Source organism: Paenibacillus sp. MZ03-122A, from assembly GCF_024213325.1.
Classification (GTDB): Bacteria; Bacillota; Bacilli; order Paenibacillales; family Paenibacillaceae; genus Paenibacillus; species Paenibacillus polymyxa_B.
The window spans coordinates 609,298-632,572 of the sequence record NZ_JANAVI010000001.1 but is presented as its reverse complement, the minus strand read 5'-3'; the positions used below and the strand labels follow the sequence as shown (position 1 = coordinate 632,572).

At 44.5% G+C, this 23,275-nt stretch carries 25 protein-coding genes; 9 read left to right on the top strand and 16 right to left on the bottom strand.

Going from position 1 to position 23,275, the window contains the following annotated elements; all coding sequences use genetic code 11:
• The first annotated feature begins 30 nt into the window (after window positions 1–30).
• On the top strand, window positions 31–1,314 hold the full coding sequence (locus tag NLX74_RS03070; protein ID WP_254327914.1) for a nucleoside recognition protein: 1,284 nt from the start codon (window positions 31–33) through the stop codon (window positions 1,312–1,314).
• On the opposite strand, the gene coaD is transcribed toward NLX74_RS03070, so the two are convergent.
• The 9 genes from coaD to NLX74_RS03030 all read right to left on the bottom strand — a co-directional run bounded on the left by coaD (window position 1,277) and on the right by NLX74_RS03030 (window position 8,338).
• Entirely contained in the window at window positions 1,277–1,798 is a 522-nt protein-coding gene (coaD, locus tag NLX74_RS03065) for a pantetheine-phosphate adenylyltransferase (protein ID WP_013309846.1), read from the bottom strand. The two genes, NLX74_RS03070 and coaD, sit on opposite strands and share 38 nt — an antisense overlap.
• Window positions 1,791–2,432, bottom strand: coding sequence for a 16S rRNA (guanine(966)-N(2))-methyltransferase RsmD (rsmD, locus tag NLX74_RS03060; protein WP_061831348.1), 642 nt, complete (start codon window positions 2,430–2,432; stop codon window positions 1,791–1,793). The genes coaD and rsmD overlap by 8 nt, the downstream gene beginning before the upstream one ends.
• Window positions 2,433–2,747: 315 nt before the next feature.
• Window positions 2,748–2,870, bottom strand: a complete 123-nt coding sequence (locus tag NLX74_RS03055) for a cyclic lactone autoinducer peptide (RefSeq protein WP_023988155.1) — start codon at window positions 2,868–2,870, stop codon at window positions 2,748–2,750.
• A 5-nt stretch (window positions 2,871–2,875) separates the two neighbouring features.
• The gene (locus NLX74_RS03050) at window positions 2,876–3,391 is read right to left on the bottom strand and encodes an accessory gene regulator ArgB-like protein (protein WP_336076992.1); all 516 of its coding nucleotides are present in this window, start codon (window positions 3,389–3,391) and stop codon (window positions 2,876–2,878) included.
• Complete coding sequence (locus tag NLX74_RS03045; RefSeq protein ID WP_061831346.1) at window positions 3,384–4,016, bottom strand: hypothetical protein; 633 nt, start codon at window positions 4,014–4,016, stop codon at window positions 3,384–3,386. Before NLX74_RS03045 ends, NLX74_RS03050 begins: the two co-directional genes overlap by 8 nt.
• Before the next feature lie 171 nt (window positions 4,017–4,187).
• Window positions 4,188–5,306: an acyltransferase family protein gene (locus NLX74_RS03040; protein ID WP_254327913.1), complete on the bottom strand. Its 1,119-nt coding sequence runs from the start codon at window positions 5,304–5,306 to the stop codon at window positions 4,188–4,190.
• Window positions 5,275–5,346: a hypothetical protein gene (locus tag NLX74_RS25770; protein WP_367987578.1), complete on the bottom strand. Its 72-nt coding sequence runs from the start codon at window positions 5,344–5,346 to the stop codon at window positions 5,275–5,277. Before NLX74_RS25770 ends, NLX74_RS03040 begins: the two co-directional genes overlap by 32 nt.
• Before the next feature lie 138 nt (window positions 5,347–5,484).
• Entirely contained in the window at window positions 5,485–7,302 is a 1,818-nt protein-coding gene (locus tag NLX74_RS03035) for an APC family permease (RefSeq protein WP_061831344.1), read from the bottom strand.
• 199 nt (window positions 7,303–7,501) lie between these two features.
• Window positions 7,502–8,338 (bottom strand): helix-turn-helix domain-containing protein, encoded by an 837-nt coding sequence (locus NLX74_RS03030; protein ID WP_254327912.1) that lies wholly within the window; start codon window positions 8,336–8,338, stop codon window positions 7,502–7,504.
• 138 nt (window positions 8,339–8,476) lie between these two features.
• On the opposite strand from NLX74_RS03030, the gene NLX74_RS03025 reads away from it, so the two are divergent.
• From NLX74_RS03025 to NLX74_RS03015, 3 genes are all read left to right on the top strand, one after another.
• Window positions 8,477–10,504: a beta-galactosidase gene (locus NLX74_RS03025; RefSeq protein ID WP_254327911.1), complete on the top strand. Its 2,028-nt coding sequence runs from the start codon at window positions 8,477–8,479 to the stop codon at window positions 10,502–10,504.
• Between the two features lie 69 nt (window positions 10,505–10,573).
• Complete coding sequence (locus NLX74_RS03020) at window positions 10,574–11,800, top strand: MFS transporter (protein ID WP_254327910.1); 1,227 nt, start codon at window positions 10,574–10,576, stop codon at window positions 11,798–11,800.
• Between the two features lie 210 nt (window positions 11,801–12,010).
• Entirely contained in the window at window positions 12,011–12,646 is a 636-nt protein-coding gene (locus NLX74_RS03015; RefSeq protein WP_254327909.1) for a BclA C-terminal domain-containing protein, read from the top strand.
• 72 nt (window positions 12,647–12,718) lie between these two features.
• On the opposite strand, the gene NLX74_RS03010 is transcribed toward NLX74_RS03015, so the two are convergent.
• The 5 genes from NLX74_RS03010 to NLX74_RS02990 form a co-directional block, all read right to left on the bottom strand.
• Window positions 12,719–13,549 carry a DegV family protein gene (locus NLX74_RS03010; protein ID WP_254327908.1) on the bottom strand — a complete coding sequence of 277 codons (831 nt, stop codon included), beginning with the start codon at window positions 13,547–13,549 and terminating at the stop codon, window positions 12,719–12,721.
• Window positions 13,550–13,570: 21 nt separating this feature from the next.
• A complete protein-coding gene (locus NLX74_RS03005) occupies window positions 13,571–14,008 on the bottom strand; it encodes a MarR family winged helix-turn-helix transcriptional regulator (RefSeq protein WP_235308103.1) in 438 nt (145 codons plus the stop codon).
• 422 nt (window positions 14,009–14,430) lie between these two features.
• Window positions 14,431–15,012, bottom strand: coding sequence for an NAD(P)H-dependent oxidoreductase (locus NLX74_RS03000; RefSeq protein ID WP_235308102.1), 582 nt, complete (start codon window positions 15,010–15,012; stop codon window positions 14,431–14,433).
• A gap of 72 nt (window positions 15,013–15,084) precedes the next feature.
• On the bottom strand, window positions 15,085–15,507 hold the full coding sequence (locus NLX74_RS02995; protein WP_235308101.1) for a MarR family winged helix-turn-helix transcriptional regulator: 423 nt from the start codon (window positions 15,505–15,507) through the stop codon (window positions 15,085–15,087).
• Between the two features lie 294 nt (window positions 15,508–15,801).
• Complete coding sequence (locus NLX74_RS02990; RefSeq protein ID WP_254327907.1) at window positions 15,802–16,923, bottom strand: NADH:flavin oxidoreductase; 1,122 nt, start codon at window positions 16,921–16,923, stop codon at window positions 15,802–15,804.
• Window positions 16,924–17,170: 247 nt separating this feature from the next.
• Between NLX74_RS02990 and NLX74_RS02985 the strand changes: the two genes are divergently transcribed.
• Window positions 17,171–17,767 carry a TetR/AcrR family transcriptional regulator C-terminal domain-containing protein gene (locus NLX74_RS02985; RefSeq protein ID WP_254327906.1) on the top strand — a complete coding sequence of 199 codons (597 nt, stop codon included), beginning with the start codon at window positions 17,171–17,173 and terminating at the stop codon, window positions 17,765–17,767.
• Window positions 17,768–17,862: 95 nt separating this feature from the next.
• Here NLX74_RS02985 and NLX74_RS02980 read toward each other — a convergent pair whose 3' ends face one another.
• A complete protein-coding gene (locus NLX74_RS02980; protein WP_254327905.1) occupies window positions 17,863–19,014 on the bottom strand; it encodes an iron-containing alcohol dehydrogenase in 1,152 nt (383 codons plus the stop codon).
• A gap of 251 nt (window positions 19,015–19,265) precedes the next feature.
• On the opposite strand from NLX74_RS02980, the gene NLX74_RS02975 reads away from it, so the two are divergent.
• The 4 genes from NLX74_RS02975 to NLX74_RS02960 all read left to right on the top strand — a co-directional run bounded on the left by NLX74_RS02975 (window position 19,266) and on the right by NLX74_RS02960 (window position 22,503).
• Window positions 19,266–20,300 carry a C40 family peptidase gene (locus tag NLX74_RS02975; RefSeq protein ID WP_254327904.1) on the top strand — a complete coding sequence of 345 codons (1,035 nt, stop codon included), beginning with the start codon at window positions 19,266–19,268 and terminating at the stop codon, window positions 20,298–20,300.
• 211 nt (window positions 20,301–20,511) lie between these two features.
• Window positions 20,512–21,042 carry a GNAT family N-acetyltransferase gene (locus NLX74_RS02970; protein WP_254327903.1) on the top strand — a complete coding sequence of 177 codons (531 nt, stop codon included), beginning with the start codon at window positions 20,512–20,514 and terminating at the stop codon, window positions 21,040–21,042.
• A 242-nt stretch (window positions 21,043–21,284) separates the two neighbouring features.
• Complete coding sequence (locus NLX74_RS02965; protein ID WP_254327902.1) at window positions 21,285–21,656, top strand: iron chaperone; 372 nt, start codon at window positions 21,285–21,287, stop codon at window positions 21,654–21,656.
• 169 nt (window positions 21,657–21,825) lie between these two features.
• A complete protein-coding gene (locus NLX74_RS02960; RefSeq protein WP_254327901.1) occupies window positions 21,826–22,503 on the top strand; it encodes a tetratricopeptide repeat protein in 678 nt (225 codons plus the stop codon).
• 110 nt (window positions 22,504–22,613) lie between these two features.
• Here NLX74_RS02960 and NLX74_RS02955 read toward each other — a convergent pair whose 3' ends face one another.
• The gene (locus NLX74_RS02955; protein WP_235308091.1) at window positions 22,614–23,252 is read right to left on the bottom strand and encodes a GDSL-type esterase/lipase family protein; all 639 of its coding nucleotides are present in this window, start codon (window positions 23,250–23,252) and stop codon (window positions 22,614–22,616) included.
• Window positions 23,253–23,275 lie beyond the last annotated feature (23 nt).

The following is a 23,275-nucleotide window of genomic DNA, read 5'->3' as shown; positions in this document are numbered from 1 at the left end:
TTAGTATATTTATGAGAGGTGAATTCTTTGATGCAAAAGGAAGCCCATTCCGCTCCTTATTGGACAACCATACTGCTTGGCCTCGGAGCCATTTTGCTTGTACTGGCTGTTGTCGCCTCACCAGAAGAAGTATTTCAAGCCTCTACTCAAGGCCTTAAGCTATGGTGGAGTATTATTTTCCCAGCCATGCTGCCTTTTTTGATGCTGTCCGAAATGCTCATCGCCTTTGGTCTAGTACATGGACTAGGTATCCTGCTGGAGCCGTTTATGCGATCCTGGTTCCGTCTACCCGGGCGAAGCGGCTGGGTGTTGGCCCTCGGCCTGACCGCGGGATTCCCCGCTGCAGCGGAAGCGGTGCGCCAATGGGCACAACAGGAGGATATGACTGCGTTTCAGCTTCGACGTCTAACCTCTATCGCTCATTTCTGCAATCCGATTACCATCCTGCTCGTCATCGGGACAGGGCTACTGCACAATGCTACCGCAGGCGTGATGTTACTTGCAGTCCACTGGATTTCCGGGCTGCTGGCAGGCTGGATCACCGCAAGACTACCTGTATCGTCCAAAGAATTGCAAAAACGGGAAACGCCAGCTGCCCTACGGCGCACCTCAGTTTCCCGTACTTCTCCCTCCCTGATCCGATCCGCATGGGAAGCTACCCGCTCTGCCAGAGAACGGGACGGCCGCAGTTTCGGAAAACTGTTGGGCGAAACCGTATCCCATGCTGTACAGACGCTGATGGTGACAGGTGGATTCATTATTTTCTTTTCCGTACTGATTCGACTGCTGTCCATATACACAGGCCAAGGATCGCTTTCTTTCATATGGCCTGCCTGGATGGAAATCCATTTGGGTTCCTATGAAATCAGCCGTCTGCCCTACGATCTCCGTACACAAGCAGCCCTGATCAGTGCTGTGTTGGGCTGGGGCGGCCTGTGCGGCTGGCTTCAGATTACCGCCGTCACCAGACCTTCCGACAAGGGCATCACCTTCACCTTGTCACGAGTGCTCCATGGGATCATTGCTTTTGGACTTACCTTAGCGACATGGGTCCCGCTTAACCGCTTCGTCAGCAATACAACTCCCGCTTACGTCAGTCGCAGTTCTGTGTCTTCTTTTGTGGAAAGAGTAAATGAATCCGCCACGCATCCTGCCATGACCGGAGCCAGCGGCTTACTAACACAAATAGAAGGAACATCTATGTACCCCTGGCAACTAACCGTACTGTCCATTGCGCTACTGGGTACAATTATAGTTACCCTGCTGGCCTTTTCCTTTATGACTTCATGGTGGAGCCGCCGCGATTCGCGTTGACCTTCGCACGCAGCGCGTCTTCCACCTCGGGTGCCACCAGATCTACAACCTTGCCATCAAAATGCGCAATTTCCTTCACCATACTGGAACTCAGATATGAATAAGCCGGATTGGTCATCATAAAGATCGTTTCCGCATCCGGGTTCAGCTTATGATTTGTAGAGGCTAATTGCAGCTCATATTCAAAATCAGTCACCGACCGGATTCCTCTGACAATAACCTGGGCCCCTTTTTGACGTACATAATTAGCTGTCAGATCACGGAAGCTGTCCACTTCAACGTTCGGGATATCGCGAGTTACCGTTCGCAGCAGCTCCATTCGTTCCTCAAGTGAAAACAGCGGGTTTTTACTAATATTGTTAAGAACCGCGACAATCAATAGATCAAACTGTCTGGCTGCTCTTTGAATAATATCCTGGTGCCCCATCGTCACGGGATCAAAGGTTCCCGGATATACGGCAATACGTGGTTTGTGCTCAATCATGATGGTCCTCCCCGTCTGATTCGCTGATGCCGAATTTGACCACTCCGGCTTCCGTATGTTCTACGACATCCGACAAAGCATCGGCTGCAAAATGATAAATAGATAACGCCGTTTCACCATAGACTGCTTTTCTGACCTGTTCGAACGGTCCGAAGCTTTCCGGATATTCATGTCCCGATTCATACTCCAGCACAATGATTGCATCTGAACGAAGCAAGTTCAACTCAGCCATACGGCTCATTAATTCATCTCCGTGTTTGAGACGATAGGGTGGATCGAGAAAAACAGCATCAAAAAGAGCTCCACGTTTTGCCAGCACCTTGAGTGCTCGTCCGGCATCATTGCGGAACACTTCAGCCTGTCCTTCCAGCCCAGTTTTTCGTAAATTTTCTTTAATGACATCAATGCTTTTGGATTCCATATCAATAAAAACAGCCTTGTCCATTCCCCGGCTAAGCGCCTCTATACCCAGGCCACCACTACCAGCAAACAGATCAAGTGCGACTCCCCCATCAAAATAAGGACCTATCATGCTAAATAGCGCTTCCTTGACCTTATCCGTGGTCGGCCGCGTCCCTGTGCCGGGAACTGCCTTTAACGGCCTTCCTTTGGCACTACCCGATACCACTCTCACGCTGAAACTCACCTATTTTCTATATGTGTTCATAACCATATAAGATTATGACGCTATCGTACCACATGCACCGTCGTTTGAAAAACTTAGGATGAGGCAGGTATAAAAAACCATTCCCTGGGCATCCTTAGGATATCGGCATTCAACCAATGTCGTAGACAACCGCGGAGAAGACTTACGTTTCCCCATAAGCTCTTCGTCCGGTTTCTCCTCTCCCATTCGGGCGCTCTTTAATGGAGCGCCTGATTTTTTTTACATAAAAAGAAGCTGCTTAATAGCAGCTCTATGTATCATTTTTCTATTTCGGCATTTTGTTTATTTCAGAAGTTCCTCGGGTGTATCCCCTTGATAAACATACACATAACTCGCCACTGATACAGCAAATGTTGCAAACATAGACAACGATGTGGCTAATCCATATACCATTTTCCTCATCATTCCACTCACCTCCTTCCTCGGATCAATGTTAGACTTTGGACCAAAAAAGCAACAGCCACTACAGAGGAACCGATTACAAAATTAGTACATACAAGCAAGGAGGATAACAGTCGCAAGAGGGGATAAAAACGTACTGGAATGCGCGACTGCTTTTCAATTCTGGACGGGGCAAAACATAAAACGAGAATGAGAGCTATTCCGGTAAACAGGTTTGTCCACCAACTATTTAAGGCAATGCAGGATATGTAAGTAAAAGCTGCTGAGGTCACCAACACACATGCCATGCCCGTTTTCAAATGAATGCCTCCTGATATTTGGCGCAGTAGGGCGAAAGCGACAAGAATCGATACAGCTTCTACCATCCGTCCCGTGAAGATTGAGGCGAATAGTGTTAACACGATGATCATTGACGCATTCAGAATGAGAGCAAGTGCGTATTTAAGTACTGCGACAGAGGCTGGATGATCAGGCACAGTACGTTTAATCTGGTTAGCAAGTTTGAAAGCCATCGCTTCAATCATCCCGGTATTCCTTTCCGATTGCATAATAGATGAAAAATCCCGAAACCAGTGCAAAAAATATCATACTTAACCATACCTCGTTATAGTAGAGCACAATAGAAGTTGAAATGAGGGACAGGATAATCAGCGTGATGACAATGCCATATTCCTCTTTGAACTTAAGCTTCTTGAAATTAGGGGAAAAGCCGATCCCTTTTCGATACAACATCAATGAAATAAGCAGACCTACTGCCGCGCTTACCACTTGTAGCAGATAGCCCTTCAAGGACCCATCCTGCAGCTCAGAAACCGGAAGGTTGCCGAACATGACTTTTAAGAATACCGACTGAACAACGGCATATGCAAAATAACCTGTAACCGTCATAATACCGGACCACACAATCGGAATCTTCACGACCGTAGCGAGTAAAAAAATAAAAAGTAGCATATTTACGACAGGCACCAAATACGAAAGGGAAAACTCCTCTCGGAGCATATAACTTTGCATATTCATAATCAGGTTAACAAAAATGGCCTGCCAAAGATAAGGGGTCATTTTAACTTTAAAAATACTCAAAATCAGCGCAAAAACAGCTACTCCCTCAAGCGTGGAGAAAAGCAAAAAGCCGATTGGCTTCAAAAGCATGCGTGCATCTCCTTTACAATTCCAACCAACCTCATCGGTGTATTCAAAAACTTGGATGTACATCGAATATAAAGGGCTAAGAGCTACTTTTCAAGAGGTCTTTTCAATTATTTCATAGATTTATTCAAGCACTTCAACCAAATGTTATCGGATGCTGCTTCAAGTTGTAGCTTAGGCAACACTTTCTTTGACCGAATCTCCCTGCTTGCGCACAGGCTTCATACGTGATATAAGCTTTTTCCCCCAACGGATGCCGGGCTGTTCAATCCACGAGTAGGTAAACCAAGATAGTCCGATGGTGACTAGCAACGTCATGATAAACATAAGTGTGAGGCTGACTAGGGGAGCAAAAGGTATTTTAACCTGTACGATTAGTTCCAGAGCCAGCATATGCGTCAAATACATGCTGTAGCTAAGGCGGCCGATCCATGACCATAACCGATTAAGCAGCCATATTGGCTGCCAGTGATACAAAGCATACGCTCCCAGTAGCAACCCGAAACCTATGAGATAATCGGTCATGCCTCCAAAAAATGCAAATAGCACAGAAACAAGTAACATACCTCCACTGACTCGGTCTATACTTTTCCAATGCCGCTCGTCTTTCCAAATGAAAAACAACAATATACCTAGCCCAAAGACAGGCAATTGATTCGGAAACCATAAATACAGATAGTGACCCCATAAAGAGTGATTACTAATCCATGGATATTGAGCAAATACCGTATTTAGCCCAAAGCTTACCACAAGCGCCATCACAACAAACCAGGTCGCATGGCGGACTGATCGGATCAGCTTAAATAATAGGGGGATAAACAGATAAAACATACATTCCACCGCAATGGACCATTCTACACCAATAATGCTGTTGATCCAGTACGGATTCAGACCATTCAAAAACAGGACATGAGCAGCGATATTGGCGGCAGTGACTCCCTCCTGATCTCCAAGCCAAAATCTTGGACCTGTCCCGTTCACAACCAAATAGATTCCTAACATCACGTAATACAAAGGAGCAATCCGAAAAAAACGACGCAACAGGTAAGCTGAAATTCTTTCCCTCTTGTCACCCGAACGTTTACTCAAGGACAGAAATAGTGTAAAAGCGCTGGCCATATAAAATAAAGCGACTCCTTTAGCTCCTATACTCAAGCCTTTTTGCAACCATCCGTTTAATCCGTCTACATGCTGGCTGACATGCACAAGTAAAACTCCAATAATAGCCAGCGCCCTCAGCGTATCTACAAATTGCAGCTTGTCATCTTCCATTTTCCCCGTGGCTTCGGGCATCGTATCCCTCCATAACAGTCTTAAATGATACATTTCGTATCTATAATACACAAAATGTATCACCAAAGTAAATATCTCCGTTATGCAAAAAACACCCTCCGACCGCAAAGAAATGCGGCCAAAAGATGTTCATTTTGGTCATGCTATATTCAACTGTACCCTACAATTGGCAGTGACTTTATTTGTTTAAATGAAAAGGAACGGTCGTTACGATCACGTCTTTATAATTAATCAAATAAGCTCTCATCAGTAAGCTGGTCTGATTGTGTAGAATATTTTCCCACCAGTGCTTGGTGATGAATTGTGGAATGAGAACAGTGATATGGTCCTCGTCTGCTTTTTTCCACTCTACTGTATCGATGAACTTGCGAAGCGGATTAATAATGCTGCGATAACGGGATTTCAGTACCACCAAACGTATACCGACATCCCACTCTTCCCATTTCTGTTCCATTTTGCGAATCGCTTCATCATCTACACCCACATATACGGCAACCACATTGTCCGACAAGGTTTTGGCATAGCTGATCGTATTCATAACGACTCGCGTAATACCTGCCACCGGAATAATAATCGTATTGCCTTTCACCATAGGTTTATCCTTGGTAATATCAATGCGCAGTTGTTCAGCCGTATTTTTGTAATGCCTATTGATCTTCATAAAGAAATACAAAACCAAAGGCAGGAAGATAAAGATTACCCACACCTGGCTAAACTTGGTGAAGATAAAGATAAGCGTAATCGACAGCGTGGTCAGCATCCCAACCGTATTAATAGCAAGTTTAACGATCCAGCCTGGCGGTTTGAGCTTGATCCAGCGAATCATCATACCAAGCTGTGAAAGGGTAAACGGAATAAATACCCCTACCGCATAAAGCGGAATCAGATTTTCTGTGTTACCGCCAAATACGATGACCAGCAATGCCGAGAAGATACTCAGAAACAGGATACCATTAGAGTATCCGAGCCGATCTCCACGGACCATGAACATGTGCGGCATGTATTTGTCCTTCGCCAGCATAAAAGCAAGCAACGGAAAGGCCGAATAGGCTGTATTCGCCGCCAAAAACAAGATGAGCGCCGTTACGCCTTGAATGATGTAATACATCACACCGCGCCCGAAAGTGGCGTTCGCAATTTGCGAGATGACCGTTTCATGCGGATTAGGACGAACACCGTACCAATAAGCCAGCAAACTAATTCCGATAAACATACACCCGAGAATCAAACCCATCATCATTAGTGTAGTTGCTGCATTTTTGGCAGCAGGCTTGCGGAAGTTCGGAATGGCATTCGAGACAGCTTCTACCCCAGTTAACGCCGAGCAACCCGAGCTGAACGCCTTCAGTAACAGGAACAGACTGACGTTGGATACCGTAGCTCCAAATTGCGGTGCTGCAGCATGAGCTCCCCCTGCCACGTAATGAATGATACCGCTTATAATCAAAACAAAAATGGCAACAACAAATAAGTAAATCGGTACAGCCAGCACCGAGGCAGATTCTGTCACCCCGCGCAAGTTCATAATAGTCAAAAAGATAATCATAATCAGAGCAATGGCGATCCGATGATCATGTAACGATGGGAACGCCGATGTAATGGCATCTGTACCTGCTGATGAGCTAACTGCTACCGTCAGAATATAATCGACCAGCAGAGATCCGCCTGCAATCAGACTCGGACTTTTCCCCAAATTGTCCTGTGCAACAATGTATGCTCCCCCGCCACCAGGATAGGAAAATATGGTCTGTCTATAGGACAGGATCAGAATGATCAGCAATCCCAATACCGCAATGGATATAGGAATGGAATACCATAGGGCAGCGAAGCCGGCTGTAATTAAAACCAGCAGAATTTGCTCCGTTCCGTAAGCTACAGAGGACAAGGCATCTGAGGACAGAATGGCCAGTGCCTTGAGCTTATTCAGTTTCTCATCTTCAAGGGCCGTCGACTTTCGCGGACGACCGATTAATAATCTTTTGACTTTACTCAGCATTTCGTTGACTCCTTCTTTGGATGAGGGTTTTGCAAAAGAACTATGGATCTTATGTTTATTTTTATTATGTCACCTGAACATCAGATTGATGAAACAAATGAACTATTATTTTATACTCCCTCATCCTGAAAAAAACAATAAGGAATGCTCCCTAAAATGAGCATTCCCGAGTAAGAAAGAGTATTTCGATAAAATACCCTTATGTATACAGTAATTTGAACCTTTCAGGCGTAATTCCTTCAGCTCGGCGAAAAGTTGCCACAAAATGACTGGCATCTCGGAATCCTACTCGCTCCGAAATCTCCTTTACTGTTAATTGCGGATATTCCGTCATCATTTCCTTGGCCTTCCGCAGCCGAATTACAATCAGATAAGCATAAGAAGTCACACCAAACGCTTGCTTAAATAATGTATTTAAATGACGGGAGCTGACATTCATCATAACTGCCATATCACCTAGGCCCACATCGGGACTGGCATAATTTTGCTCCATAAAGGCTAGTACAGGGGTTAAACGTTCTACATTATGGGATAGGGAAGGCATCGAGCTATGTTGTCCATGTTTACGCAGTAAAGTCAGAAAACGATACATATTGGCCGAAGCATCTAATCCAGACAAATCACGTTCACTAACCATGGAATGGAGCATAGTTTCCCCAAAGCTGTGTAGCTCGCTATCCGGGTCCCAATGATACCCACGCGTATGCTTCAATCCCAGTGCAGTCAATACAGCAGCGGCGATGGGGCCGTCAAATGTAATGTATAACGTTCGCCATACCTTGGTCGCCCGTCTGTATGCATGGGATTCCCCGGGCAGCAGCAGAACCCCGGACTGCTCTCCCAGACGGAAACTCCCCCCTTTAAATGAAAACATCCCTTCACCAGACACCGTCTGAATCCAGTGAAAGCACGGATAACCCTCTGGACGGGACACATCTTCCTGCCTGCTGTTAAATCCGATACTTTCAATAAAAAGGGGTAAAGAATGCTCGCGCGTAGTCAGGAAAAATCTTAAATGATGGGGAGTTAAAATCATAAAAAGCACCTCCGGCGTATGCGGGTATGTATTTCACATGTAGATCCATATTGTTATATATACGTTCATTTTATTATATTTAAAAGCAGTTATTTGTATTATAAGATAGGATTATTCTTATATACAGAGGTGATTGGCATGATAAGCAGTAAACTTCCTAAAGTATTTTACGGTGGAGATTATAATCCTGAGCAATGGGATGAGGCCACGCATCAGGAAGATTTGCGGATGTTCAGGCAGGCAGGGATTGATATCGCCACGGTCAACGTATTCTCATGGGCCAAAATTCAATCCGACGAAATCACATATCATTTTGAATGGCTGGATCAATTGATTGACAGTCTTTATGAAAGCGATATCTTCGTTTGTTTAGCTACAAGCACGGCAGCGCATCCAGCCTGGATGGCTACGCGTTATCCCGACATTCTACGAGTCGATGCTGACGGGCGTAAGCGGAAATTCGGCGGCCGCCACAACTCTTGTCCGAATAGCCCAACTTACCGAAAATATGCGGAGCAGATGGCTGATCGACTTGCAGAACGATACAAAAACCATCCTGCGATCCTCGTGTGGCACGTGTCCAATGAGTACGGCGGGGATTGCTATTGTGATAACTGTGCGGCCGCATTTCGGGTGTGGCTCAAGCAAAAATACGGATCACTGGAAGAACTAAACCGGGTGTGGAATACTTCCTTCTGGGGTCACACCTTCTATGATTGGGATGAAATTGTACCACCAAATAATCTGAGCGAGCATTGGGGAGAAAATCACTCGACCTTTCAGGGCATATCCCTCGATTATGCACGCTTTAATTCAGACAGTATGCTTGATTGTTATCTGCTGGAGTATAACGCGATTAAAAAACATGTTCCCGATGCCGTGATAACGACCAATCTGATGGGCTTTTTTAAACAACTGGACTATTTTAAATGGGCTAAGCACATGGATATTGTATCTTGGGACAGCTATCCCGGGGCCAATACTCCGATAAGCTATACGGCGATGGCGCACGATCTGATGCGCGGCTTGAAGGATGGGCAACCCTTTATGCTGATGGAGCAAACACCGAGCCAGCAGAACTGGCAGGCGTATAATTCGCTTAAACGGCCTGGCGTTATGCGATTATGGAGTTATCAGGCAGTCGCGCATGGCGCGGACACGGTCATGTTCTTCCAGCTTCGCCGCTCGATCGGCGCCTGTGAGAAATTCCACGGGGCCGTCATTGAACATGCCGGGCATGAGAACACACGTGTATTTCGCGAGGTGGCACAGCTTGGCAGTGAGCTTGGCGCATTAGGCAACACGCTACTTGACGCGACCGTTAATGCCAAAGTAGCCATTTTATTCGATTGGGATAATTGGTGGGCTTTGGAAAAATCAAGCGGCCCTTCTGTCGCCTTGAAATATGTGGATCAGGTGCACAAGTATTATGCTCCCCTCTTCCGGCGGAATGTACAGGTAGACCTGGTTTCTGTTGATGCAGATTTCCAGAAATATGATCTCATTATCGCGCCTGTACTCTACATGGTCAAGCCGGGTACCGCCGAGAAGCTGGAACAATTCACAGAGCATGGTGGCACCTTCGTAACGACCTTTTTCAGTGGCATTGTAAATGAAAATGATCTGGTCACAACCGGAGGATATCCTGGTAAACTGCGTAACTTGCTTGGGATCTGGGTGGAAGAAATAGACGCGCTTCTGCCGGAATCACACAATCGCATTGTATTGAAAGAAAAGGTGGGCGTATTACAAGGTGAATATAAATGCGGTCTGCTCTGCGACTTGTTGCATAGCGAAGGCGCTGAAGTGCTAGCCGAATACGGCGATGATTTCTATCAGGGCATGCCAGTGCTGACACGCAATCGTTTCGGTCAAGGTGAGGCATGGTACGTTGCTTCAGATCCTGAAGAGACTTTCCTTGATGGCCTGCTGGGCTACATTTGTGAGCAAAAAGGGATTCCATCCCTGCTGCGCGCTCCTGCGGGTGTAGAAGCCACTGTACGGATCAAAGATGGAAAATCGTATCTATTCGTTCTGAATCATAACGCCCAGACGCAGCAATATCATCTGGATGATCAGAAAGGGAATGAGCTGATCAGCGGTAAATATCTGGAAGGAGATATTTCTATTGAAGGCTACGGCTTTCAAGTACTGGAGCTATCATAATCACTCAGATTTGAATCATGCAGTTCAGTTTGTTGCATGATTCAAATCTAGGTATCAAAGGAGTTCATCATGAAACGACTGCTATGGATCGGCAGCTTGTCTTATTTTTTAATCGGCCTGGCACACGTGGTTGTAGGCTCCCTACTGCCTGTGTTGTTAGAGCATTACGGTAGAAACTATACGGACGGCGGAAGCCTAATCTTCGCTCAATTTTCCGGTTTTCTGGCTGGAGTCCTGCTGTCGCCGTGGCTTGCCCGGCGTTTCGGCAAACGCCGAAGTCTAGTATTCGCCCTGCTCCTGCTGTGCGCGGCTGAAGTGCTGTACTCATTGCTGCTGCCTTGGGGTTGGCTATATGCCGTCGGGGCAGCAGCCGGGTTTGGCTTCGGCATGGTAGAAACACTTATTGGCACTATTATTATCAGCGGTATTACTCAAGGAACGGGCGCGGCGATGAGCCGTCTGGAAGTCTTTTTTGGGATCGGCGCTTTGGCTATGCCCGCTATCGCCAGCCAGCTCATTGCTCTCGGTTGGTGGCGATTGGCCTTTCCCATCATTTCCATGTTTGCAGCCGTGACCGTCATAGCTTGGCTGCGTGGGTCATTCGGCACGCTGGACGCTGTATTAGACCAACAGGAACACCGAGGTGACAACCATGCGCGTTCCACCAACTCACCCAAATCCCCCACGGTGGAGGCTTCTAAAGGTAGCCCTATAGGCAATTGGAAGCTACTTGCACTATTTATCGTCTTTTTCTTTATCTATGTAGGAACAGAGATGAGCCTGGCTAATTTCCTGCCCTCCATGTTCATCGAACGTTTGGGTCTCACACAAGCCGAAGCAGCACTTAGTGTCACCTGCTTCTGGTTAGCAATGGCTACCGGCCGGTTATTCACAGGCTACATTGCCGATCGATACGGCTACGGTGTCTTTGTCGCCCTGAGCTCGCTGGCAGCGACCTTGCTGCTATGCGTGTTCCCGCTGATCAAAGGCACTGCCGGCGCCTTTATCCTTATTGTACTGCTGGGGCTGGGCATGTCCGGGATCTTCTCCATCGCACTTGTTTTTGCCAGCAAAATGATGCCAGGCACCGAAGAATCCACCACCAGCCTGCTTATAGGCGCAGGTGGAGTTGGAGGAGCTCTGCTGCCTTTATGGCTCGGAAATAGCATGGATCGTGGTGGAGCAGTCTCATCGGCGTGGTTGCTGGCAGGATTCGCCTGCATCCTGTGTCTGCTTGGGGGCATCTTGTACGCCCTATATGTGCGCAAAAAGCGGCTTCAAACCGCTTCATCATGATACACGTCTCTACTGGCGCCTTTGTCTGTTCCTTGGTTATTATCCAAGTGCACATTCAAAGGTGCTTTTTTACATACTAGACGAATGTACCTTGTACAGCAGCCTGTTTTTAGTCAAAATAGATCGTTTCCTATGGATCACAGGACAGATATCCATGCCTCTTCTAGATGAATGGAGTAGTATACAACAAACCATATGGAGGTGTTTGTATTGGGTCATCCTGAATTAAAACGAAAAAAAGGCCGTAAAAAAAATGTTTTTGTCCGTGCCTGGTTTGATAAGTTAGAAAAAAAGTTTGAGGAAAAGCCCCCAAAAAGAAAAGGCCGCTCGAAACGGAAAGGGTTCGGGAAAGACATCATCGTCAAAAAGCAACTTGTAAGTGTGAATATTAATCATGGCGCTTTAGGGCCTGAAGGGGATTCTGGAACCATAGGTGATTTAGCGCAGTTCGGTTATATTTATAATGTGAAGTCCCAAGTTGTTCCGATTGAAGGGGATGTCATTTTGGATACAAACGGTATACTTACACCTGGAATTGCTCATGTTCCAGGAACTACACAGATTGCTGTATCCGATGCTGGAAAATATGAAGTTCACTTTTCGGTGTCCGGTGTGGAACCTAACCAATTCGCCCTCTTTATTAATGGCGCACTGGCTGAGGGAACTGTATACGGCTCAGGAGCCGGGACACAACAGAACACAGGGCAAGCCATCCTCGCTCTGGCATGCGGTGACGTCCTTACTTTGCGAAACCATAGCTCTACTACTGCTGTTACCCTGCAAACACAAGCCGGAGGAACTCAAGCCAGCATAAACGCTTCTGTCCTCATTAGAAAATTGAGATAGGCTTGAACTCCCGCAAAGTCTTAGTGTACTAAAAAGGGTTTATCCATACAGCGAGGATAAACCCTGAATATTTTAAAAGGCCATAATGATCCCTTTGTCATTGGCGTACATTGAACTAATCCCTCTGGTGGACACAATATGAATATCTTTAAATTGATAGCGTTTCTTTAGCGCATTCATTAATTTTTCCGCCAGCCCAGGATTATTGCAGTGAGTAATGACGATGCTTTCCCCTTCGGTAGCCCGACCACTTTTTTCAATAGTATCTGCCAGCTTTTCGATAATTTGATTCTGACCGCGTGCTTGAGTAAAAAATGCGATATTCCCGTCACCATCCGAGCCTAAAATAGGCCTGATATGCAAGAGTGAAAGTATCTTTCCAGTGATTTTATTCATTCGTCCGTTCTTAACCAAATTATCCAGATTTTCTAAAACAAAGTAGGTTTTCATCTTGCTGATAAAGCTCTCCAAGGAAGAAATAATTTCGCTTTTATGATATCCCTCGTCAATTAACTTGCGTAGTTTTAGAGCTAACAAAAGCTGTCCAGCCGAAGCGCTTTTCGAATCAAATACATGAACATCCGCCCCTTCTTCTTCCGCCATATCTTTTCCTACCAATGCACTGGAATACGAACTGGACAGGTTGCTGGATAATGTAATGGCAAAAGAAGTATGCGCACCTTGAAAGGCTTCCTTATACAGCATAGGTGACGGTGATGCGGATCCAATTTTGGTTGTACAGGCTTTCATTTCTTCCATAAACTGAGGCAAGTCCAATGTGTCATCATCTACAAAGCATTTATCTCCCAGCGTCATATTCAACGGAATCGTAGTAACTTGCATCTCTTCTCTAAGCTCTCTCGTTAAATCACAGCAGCTATCCACTATTATTTTATATCTCACCCGGTACACCCTCACATTATGTTATTTTTCAATAGAACGCGCATTCATAATACTCAAAGAAAGCTCAATTAACCGTATAAATTCCTTCACATTCTTCTCACCCAAACCTACTACAAGCGCTTCAAAATAACCTTCAATTCTCTCTTGCTTCTGTTTGATCAAGGATTCACCATCTACTGTGAGCCTTACACACATTCGTCGTCTGTCATGCTCAGACATTTCCATAGTCACATAGCCTTTTTTTCTTAATCCCGTAAGCGCTGCCGTAATTCTTGATCTGGATACATGCAGATGATCGCTGAGCAAGGACGGATTAATTTCATCATCCCGATGCTGAACTAAATATTGAAGCACATGGTTTTCCCCCTGAACAAGCTCCGTCAGGCTACTGAATAATTCCATGCCATAAATCCGGTTAACGGATTCTCTCAATTCGTCCCTTAGTTCATAATCTTTCATAGTGAACCTCCGCAACACACATAATACATACAGTTAACTATTAATACTATGTACTATAATGAATTGCCCACAATAATAACAATGAAATATTTGTGAATTTTAATACAAGGGTAAATGAGCTCAGCGTCGAAAAAGAAAAAATACGCTTGATCACCTCTTGCCAGTTTACGGTAAAGGAGTTGTTTATATAACATGAAACGGTTTACTCTTCACCAAAACCGTCGAAAGATCATAGAGTCATGCTTCAACACACCCTTGAATTTCCAGTTATATCTGCCCCAAGATGCTATTACAAATTCAAAGATCTATGAACCGGGATGTTGAAGATATATAAGCACTATAAGAAAAGGCCAACCACTAAATACGGGTTGACCTCATCATTTAAAGAATGTCTTACGTTTCTAAGAGAACATAAACTGACTTTACAGCACCGTTTTAACCGTATCTTGGACTTGCTTCAGCAGTCCTTTATAGCCATCTTCATCAAGGTAACCAATACTTCCAAGCAGTAAGTGACCGACGGATTCAATTCCAACGAAATCAAAAATTCCCGTATCTGATGTGATCTTCAATCCTGCGGTCATACCGATTTCATCGTAGATCGCGTTGGGAGTGCCATGTGTATTTACGATAAAACCTTTTTTACCTCTAAGCAGCTTATTAATCCCTTCTGCACCAGCCGTATATGCAAAGCCGTATGCAAATACACGGTCAACGTAACCTTTCAGGATAGCCGGAAGACCTGTCCACCAGATGGGAGAAATAAAAGTAATCGTATCCGATTGTGAGATGTATTCCTGCTCGACTTTGATATCAGCCGGGGTTTGCCCTGCTCTCATAGCGGCAGTATCCTCAGGTTTTAATACAGGTTGAAAATCAAGGGCATATAGATCGCGTACAACGACTTCGTCACCTTTTTCTTTCAAGGTATTTACAACCGTTTCGAGTATCGCATGATTAAAGCTTTCTGCGTTAGAGTGAGCATAGATGATAAGATGTTTCATTTTAATAACCTCCCGATGTTTTATTGTTATTTTGATATTAATATAGATATCTATACATTTACTTAAAAAAATTTATAATCTGTTTTTGACATGCTCCAGCAAATATTCCAGCTGTTCTTTTTCTTCATCTTTAAGACCACCATAGATCGTTTCTTGTAATCTGTTGGAGATCATCTCAAATATAGGCTCTATCTCTCTTCCCTTATCGGTCAGAAATATCAGGGTAACTCGACTATCCTCCCTTTCTTTTTTTCTTTCGACATATCCCAACTTCACTAGCTTGTCGATCAAAACAGTGACAGTGGGTTGCTGCCGAGAAATTTTTTGCGTCAATTCCTTAATGGAAAGCCCATCCTTTTGATAAAGGAACATTAGAATTCCACCATGAGTAGGAACAATCCCTTCAATTCCATTCGCTTCAAGCTCAGACACAATCAATTTATTGATCAAGTCTCTAATGGTTCCTATCAGTGCAGCTGCATTATTTTTTAACATACAAGCATTATTACATAGACATCTATATATATCAAGTATTGGTGTCAGTCTGATCTGGTTTTAGTATATGAATGATTTCAAAGAACTAGGATTAAGTCTGTTATAATGAGATCTAAATTACCCAAGAAAAGAAAACTTTAAAGCAAATATGACTTAATCTAAAATGGTTCATGATGGACTACTATCGCAGACGCATAAAAAAGCCAAAATACCAAAGTTCCTTACCTCACTTTGAGTATTTTGGCTTACAGTGTTTATTTATGAAATGAAGTGGTGTTCAAAGTATGATATGTTTTAGTTGAGCGTTTGAAGTACCTCAGGTGTAAAGGTTTGAAGATCATGAATTCGGCCTTCACGTATTTTCGTAGCCCAAGTAGGATCTCCCAGAAGCGCACGCCCAACAGCTACCAAGTCAAATTCATTGTTGTCCAGCCGTTCCAGAAGTTCATTAATATCTTGGTGTCCTGCCCCTTTCCCTTCCGTATAACTTACAAAATCCTCATCCAGACCTACAGAACCAACCGTAATCGTGGTTTTTCCAGTCAGCTTCTTCACCCATCCGGCAAAGCTCAAATCGGAGCCTTCAAATTCAGGTACCCAAAAGCGACGTGTCGAGCAATGGAAGATGTCCACGCCCGCTTGTACTAACACATTCAGTAGCTGCCCCAGTTTATCCGGTGTATCGAACGGCTTTGCGTTGTAATCATTCATTTTCCATTGGGATAGACGCATGGCAATAGGGTAGTCAGGGCCAACCTCAGCACGAATAGCTTCCACAAGCTCAATGGCGAATTGTGCACGTTTTATGATATCGCCACCATAGCGATCCGTACGTTGGTTCGTTCTCTCCCAAAAGAATTGATCAACCAGATAACCGTGTGCTCCGTCAATTTCAACGCCGTCAAAGCCCAGTCGTTTTGCATTCGCCGCTGCATCGACATAGGCGCCAATGACCTTGGCGATTTCTTCTTCTGTCATCGGCTCGGTCACTTTATTACCATCCAGATCCAGCCCCGATGGACCAATCGATAGTGCTTCCGGATTCGGCTGAGATCCCAAAGGACGAGCCATTCCCATATGCCAAAGCTGTGGGAAAATTTTACTACCAGCTTCATGAACCTGTCTGACCACTTCAGCCCAACCGTTTAAAGCCGCTTCCCCATAAAAATTAGGTATCCTCGGCTCACTTGTTCCAGCCGGATGGTCAATCACTGCGCCTTCAGTAATAATAAGACCTACATTATTCTCTGCGCGACGGCGATAATAAGCGGCTACATCCGGTCCTGGCACACCATTGGGTGAAAAAGCGCGGCCCATTGCCGGCATTACAATACGAGACTGTAAGGTCAGATTATGAATGGTATAAGGTTGAAATAAAGCTTCTGTTGAATGGACATTTTGCGGTTGATTACTCAAGGCTTGTACCTCCTCATTTTCTTTTATCGTTTTAAAAGGATTATATAGAAGGCTCGTGCATCATCAAACGGGGTGCAAGTAAAATGTTAGCAATGTTTAATTTATCATTCAACCGACAAAATGTTCTTTCTGTTGCTTAACCAAAAGGGTTATGAAATTGTTGTATATCTAAATTCACTTGTTGACAAAACAACACATGTTTATAATGGGGAAATCATTTGATTTACCTGAAAGGAGTGTCTTGAGGATGCCTGGTGTAACTTCACCCAACCCAAACGATCCGCGCGTCATTCGAACACGTAGATTAATTCTCGACGCATTCGTTGACCAATTAAATAAGAAAGACTTCTACACGATTACGATCAATGACATTACCCAAAAAGCCACCATTAACCGTGCCACGTTCTATGCACATTTTCAAGATAAATATGCACTGCTTGAAACCCTTTTGTCAGACGTATTTTTGGAGTATGTTATCAAGAGGATTGATGCTGAGGCACGTTTGTCGGAGGAGACCATTCAGAAACTTATTCTTTCGTTATGTGACTATCACGACTCAAGTAATCAATGCGTTCATAAATATAATTCAGTGGCACCGATCCTGGAAGAACATATTAAGAATCAATTAGAGCAATTCATACTTCAACTCATAACAAGAGAAGCCAATAATACAGACCAAAGAACGTTAGAACTTGCCGCGAACATATTAAGCTGGTCCATTTATGGTGTAACCTTTCGTTGGAATGCGGAAGGAAAAAAAGAGTCTCCTACAGCTTTAGCCGAGAGAGCTGTGCCATTAATCTTCAATGGGGCTGTCTTATCTCTAGTCTCACAAATCTCTTAGTAGAAAATGCAAATAAAAAGGGCCGTTCCCAGTATTCTTCGATCATTTCCTGAGACAGCCCTTATAATATTTAACACAATAATTGTACCTTTTATTTAAAGAATTTTCTTAAACATCTCGATAACTTGTTCTTTGCTAGGTATGAACGGATTGCCCGGAGCGCAAGCATCCTTCATTGAGTTCTCGGCAAGCAGATCCAAATCCACTTCATTTACACCCAGTTCAGAAAGTTTGGAAGGAATTCCAACTTCCTTCGACAGGTCTTTGATTCTTTGGATTACATAGTCTGCGCATTCCTTATCCGTTTTCCCCTTATCTTCAAAACCGATGACCTTAGCGATGGCACGAAATTTCTCTGGTACATGCTTGGCGTTCTCCTCCTCCACAATCGGCAGCAGCATGGCATTGCAAACACCATGAGGTAAATCGTATACGCCGCCAAGCTGATGCGCCATTGCATGAACGTAACCCAATCCAGCATTATTAAATGCTAGTCCTCCCAAGAAAATAGCGTATACCATTTGCTCACGTGCTTCTATATCATGACCGTTGCTCACCGTACGAGCCAAATGATTAAAAATAATCTCTACTGCTGCCAATGCAGTCGCATCCGTTACAGGATAGGAGCCTGGCGTAACCAAAGCTTCAATAGCGTGAGTCAAAGCATCTAGTCCTGTAGCTGCCGTTAATGTGGCGGGTTTATCTACCATCAGTTCAGGGTCGTTGACCGAAATCGTAGCTACACTATTCTTATCCACCATAACCATCTTGACCTTGCGCTCTTCGTCCGTAATGACATAATTAATCGTGATTTCAGCCGATGTTCCTGCTGTGGTATTAATAGCCACAATAGGAAGCGATTTATGCGTGGATTTATGAACGCCCTCATACTCGGTTATATGTTCCCCATTGGTAGCAATAATGCCGATTCCCTTAGCCGTATCCTGTGGTGATCCTCCGCCAATCGAAATTAAAAAGTCACATCCGTTTTCTTGCAGAAACTGAACACCATCATGTACATTTTTACAGGTCGGATTTGGTTTTACTTCATCGTATACCGCATAGTTCAATCCAATATCATCCAGCAAAGATGTAACCTTGCCTGCAATGCCACTCTTCATCAAAAATTTATCCGTAACGACTAGAGCTTTGTTTAAATTTAGTTCTTTTATATACGGCCCAACTTCATGCAAACATCCTGTTCCCATAAGATTGATAGATGGTACAAAAAATACATGTGCACTCATAAAAAATCGGCCTCCTAAGAATTCACTTCTTAATGCCTCGCTAATTATGGAATCAATCTCTAAAGTGAAATATTTCACAAATATAATTTTATCTTTACTTTATTTTGATGTCAATAATAAAACACAGATATTTTTTTGTTTTATTTTTGTTTGTTTTGTTTTTTTGAATAAATCCAATATTTGGTGTACAACTAATCGGAGGCAGTCTCGTACAACTTAGATGAACACATTCACAATGAGGTGATAACAGCATGACAATCAACAAGAAAGTATTGCTGGCTCTGCTGGCGGTATCACTGCTCCAAGCTCCCCCCTCTTATGCAAAGTCGGTACGGACGACTCCGGTGACAACCGTTTATGTAGATGACCGCCCGCTTCAGCTTGCCGTCCAGCCGCTGCTGCTAGACGGGACAACGCTCATCCCCATGCGCCAGTTGTTTGAGGCGCAAGGAGCCAGGCTTTCCTGGGATGGATCCGACAAAACCGTAACGGCAACCAAAAACGACACGGTGCTGACCTATCGCATCGGGGAACTCGCTGCCACCTTAAACGGCGATACGCTGTCCCTGAATGTTCCAGGACAGATTGTTGAGGGCAACACGATGATTCCACTGCGTTTTGTAAGCGAAGCACTTGGGAGCACAGTAAAGTGGGAGGCCTTGACCCGGACCATCCGAATTGCCTCCAGGGACGATTTTTTCACAACGGTTCTTTTCGGGGTCAACCTGCGCAGCAAACCGGATTCATCGATAGCTTCCTCTTCCCTACGGCTTATTCCAGCCGACGAAAAGGTTCATGTCATTCGCGAGGTCAATGCTCTCTGGCTGGAAGTGCGCACTAAAGACAACCTGACCGGATATATATCGGCTAAACCAAAATACAGCGATTATACCAGCCCATCCCTGGTGGAACGACAAGGAGATGAACTGATCGCCTACGGAGAAAAATTCCTTGGTACTCCTTATGAATTCGGAGCAGCAAGCGGCCAGACATCGACCTTTGATTGTTCTTCATTTGTGGAGGAAGTGTTCCGGCATACGCTCTCTATCGACCTCCCCCGTGTCTCTTACGATCAGGCTAAAGAAGGCCGGAAGGTCGGGCTGAACGAGCTGCGTAAAGGCGATCTGCTGTTCTTTAGCGCACGCGGCCTGGAGATCGGCCATGTGGCGATCTATGCAGGGAACAACACATTGCTGCATACCTTCTCCAAAGAACGCGGCGTTCATTTTGACACGTTTGATGATAAATGGCAGAAACGTTTCGTCACAGCGCGCAGGCTGTTTTAGGACGAACCAGATAGCCAATAACAGGAGGATTCCAGTACCACATTCATTAACTTCTGATTGCGGTTTGCGTTCAGGCGGCAAAAGGTCTGGGTTCATTGTTAAATGGAGGTCTAACGTTTAAAGGCTACGAATGCATAAAAGATTGGATTGAGATGTTAATCGTTTTAAAATACTAAGTAGAGTCTGTTGATTATAGACAGGAGGAATCGTTATGCAATTTGAGACAAACCGGCTCATCATTCGTGATATTGGCAGATCCGATTGGGAAAGTATACATACCTACACGTCATTGCCTGAAGTTACTAGATATACGGCCTGGGGACCGAATACAGAAGAAGATACAAAGGAATATATAGAACAAGTTCTAGCTTCACAGCAGGAACAGCCACGACAAGACTATGAACTAGCCGTTTGTCTGAAAAACAATGGAACCCTGATCGGCGGTGTTGGTATTCATGTCAAAGATACTAATGCAGAAATCGGTTATGTTTTGAATCCAGATTATCAAGGGAAGGGTTATGCAGCAGAGGCAGCACGAGCGTTACTAGACTTTGGATTTAGCACACTTGCTGTCCACCGTATTTATGCAACATGTCGTCCAGAAAACAAGGCTTCTGAGAAGGTTATGCAACAGATCGGAATGCAACGTGAAGGTTTGATGCGTGAACACTGGTACTACAAAGGCGAGTTTCATGATTCATATTTGTACTCTATTCTTGCTGAGGAATATAACAGGACATAAAAGGTATTTTTTTATATCTAAATATATTTTTATATTTTTCAACAGACAATTACTTCTTAAGAAACATGTTGCTGCGATAAAATGATAGTTAAACCATTTTGACTATCTAGTTTGAAAATATATATAGTTGGAAATAGGTGTTGTTAAGAATCTGTCTGAGCCATTCTGTGAGGAGTTTTAACGACAAATAGGTTTGAGGAACTTTTCTGAACGATATAATTTTTAATTAAGGAGGGAACAACATGGAAGCTTTTACAGAATATTTAGCGCATATTGAGAACCCACAACATCGGGCTCGAACGCAAGAGGTTTTGGCTTGGGTAACCAAGAAGTTTCCAAATTTAATGGCAAAAATTGCGTGGAGTCAGCCTATGTTTACGGATCACGGCACATTTATTATTGGCTTTAGCGTAGCCAAACATCATTTGGCCGTTGCTCCTGAAAAGGCAGGGATTAATCATTTTTCTGAGTTAATTGTGCAGGCTGGCTATGATCACACCAAGCAGTTGATACGTATCCAGTGGGATAGTCCCGTTGATTTCTCATTACTTGAGAAAATGATCGAGTTTAATATTTTGGATAAGGCAGACTGTTCAACCTTTTGGCGGGGATAAAAAAAGGTTCCTTTTCTCTAAAACTATACATCGAGCATCACAAATAAGTATGTTTCTTCTCTCCCCTCTACCATCCTTCCAAATCCATCATGCTAATGACCCTTAAAGTAACACTATGCTATAATGTGGAAAGTATGGATTGTTACATGCACAGGAGGATTGGAGCAAAATGATTGGGAAATTTTTAATTTTCTCTCTACTATGGAGTTTGCTCGGCAACCCGTTTTTGGCAATGCTCGTACTCCTAATCGTGATCTATATATTGGATCGCAGCTTTGTCGGTGTACTGCCCAGCATCAGTAAACCATGGAAAAGAAGACGCAATGCCGCTCGATTGCGCCAACAGATTACGCTAAACGCCAACGATGTGGCTGCCAAGTTCGATTTGGCTCGTATCTGGATCGAAAGCAAGAAATATCATCAGGCTTTGGAGCTATTATTGGAAATTCAATCCCGTTACGAAGATTCAGCAGACTATTGGAACGCACGGGGAACGGCTGAAGTACACACAAACCATCTGGAGGATGGAGAACAGGATTTACTGAAAGCACTGGATATTAACCCGCGGGTGAAATACGGTGAGCCTTATTTGCATTTAGCCGCTGCTTTCAAAGAACGCGACGTAAATAAGTCACTTCATTATCTGCAGCAATTTCAGGAAATTCAGTCTTCTTCCAGTGAGGGCTATTATCTGACAGGCTTGATGTACCGTATGCTGGGACGCAAGGATGAGGCCATTGTAGCCTTTAACCAGTCCATTGCCGTCTATCGCTCTCTGCCCAAATACCGTAAACGAAGTGAGCGCAAGTGGGCTGTACGTAGCTTATTCCGTAAATTAATCGGCTAAACAGCACGCCTACTAATGCAAAGAAAGAGGTTCATGATGGTCAGTTGCTACTGCCATCATGAACCTCTTTCTCTAATATACTTTGTCCGATCCAAAGCATCCTCTCACGCTCACCGTAACGGCGCATAACCAAGCCGATTCAGCTCTTCCGCAATCACGCGATAACCACGACTGTTCGGATGCACCCGATCTAACGAAAGCAGTGCCCGTTCATAGCCCTCAAATGCGGGATAAATGTTCGCCACCCGGTAATTTGGTCCGCCCAATGTATAGAGAAACGAGTTATACTGGCGCACATATACTCCCGCCTCCCTCACCCCTGGAAAAGGATTATATAATCCCACCATTCGGATGATAAATGGCTCACGCTGACCGGACTTTATCTGATACAGGGCATGTACAATTTGGCGCACATGTTCTTTTGTGTGATTCAACGCTTGCGGAATGGAAGAACCCGACAAGCCGGAACCTCCAGCAAGGGCGCTGATGTATGGGCGCAGATCATTTCCGCCGATCGTTACGGTTATAAGTTCAGCCCGGCTGAGCGCCGACCGAAAAAGCGGATTGTTGCGGACCATTGACAGCAACTCCTGCGATGTCAGCCCATTGATTCCCAGATTCTCGTAACTGACTGGCGTACGGAGATGTCTTTCTGTCATTCGCCGATAGATAGGTACAAATCCGCCGCTCAGCAACGTCCCTGCACCTGTTGTTAAAGAATCTCCAATCGCTGTGTAATGGTACGCCAATGAAACTCACCTCCCTCTTTCTA

Coding starts and splice junctions, on each gene's coding strand:
- NLX74_RS03070 (WP_254327914.1), top strand. CDS start 31: ATGCAAAAGGAAGCCCATTCCGCTCCTTATTGGACAACCATACTGCTT.
- coaD (WP_013309846.1), bottom strand. CDS start 1,798: ATGATTGAGCACAAACCACGTATTGCCGTATATCCGGGAACCTTTGAT.
- NLX74_RS03055 (WP_023988155.1), bottom strand. CDS start 2,870: ATGATGAGGAAAATGGTATATGGATTAGCCACATCGTTGTCTATGTTT.
- NLX74_RS03050 (WP_336076992.1), bottom strand. CDS start 3,391: ATGATTGAAGCGATGGCTTTCAAACTTGCTAACCAGATTAAACGTACT.
- NLX74_RS03045 (WP_061831346.1), bottom strand. CDS start 4,016: ATGCTTTTGAAGCCAATCGGCTTTTTGCTTTTCTCCACGCTTGAGGGA.
- NLX74_RS03040 (WP_254327913.1), bottom strand. CDS start 5,306: ATGCCCGAAGCCACGGGGAAAATGGAAGATGACAAGCTGCAATTTGTA.
- NLX74_RS03035 (WP_061831344.1), bottom strand. CDS start 7,302: ATGCTGAGTAAAGTCAAAAGATTATTAATCGGTCGTCCGCGAAAGTCG.
- NLX74_RS03030 (WP_254327912.1), bottom strand. CDS start 8,338: ATGATTTTAACTCCCCATCATTTAAGATTTTTCCTGACTACGCGCGAG.
- NLX74_RS03025 (WP_254327911.1), top strand. CDS start 8,477: ATGATAAGCAGTAAACTTCCTAAAGTATTTTACGGTGGAGATTATAAT.
- NLX74_RS03020 (WP_254327910.1), top strand. CDS start 10,574: ATGAAACGACTGCTATGGATCGGCAGCTTGTCTTATTTTTTAATCGGC.
- NLX74_RS03005 (WP_235308103.1), bottom strand. CDS start 14,008: ATGAAAGATTATGAACTAAGGGACGAATTGAGAGAATCCGTTAACCGG.
- NLX74_RS03000 (WP_235308102.1), bottom strand. CDS start 15,012: ATGAAACATCTTATCATCTATGCTCACTCTAACGCAGAAAGCTTTAAT.
- NLX74_RS02995 (WP_235308101.1), bottom strand. CDS start 15,507: ATGTTAAAAAATAATGCAGCTGCACTGATAGGAACCATTAGAGACTTG.
- NLX74_RS02985 (WP_254327906.1), top strand. CDS start 17,171: ATGCCTGGTGTAACTTCACCCAACCCAAACGATCCGCGCGTCATTCGA.
- NLX74_RS02980 (WP_254327905.1), bottom strand. CDS start 19,014: ATGAGTGCACATGTATTTTTTGTACCATCTATCAATCTTATGGGAACA.
- NLX74_RS02975 (WP_254327904.1), top strand. CDS start 19,266: ATGACAATCAACAAGAAAGTATTGCTGGCTCTGCTGGCGGTATCACTG.
- NLX74_RS02970 (WP_254327903.1), top strand. CDS start 20,512: ATGCAATTTGAGACAAACCGGCTCATCATTCGTGATATTGGCAGATCC.
- NLX74_RS02965 (WP_254327902.1), top strand. CDS start 21,285: ATGGAAGCTTTTACAGAATATTTAGCGCATATTGAGAACCCACAACAT.
- NLX74_RS02960 (WP_254327901.1), top strand. CDS start 21,826: ATGATTGGGAAATTTTTAATTTTCTCTCTACTATGGAGTTTGCTCGGC.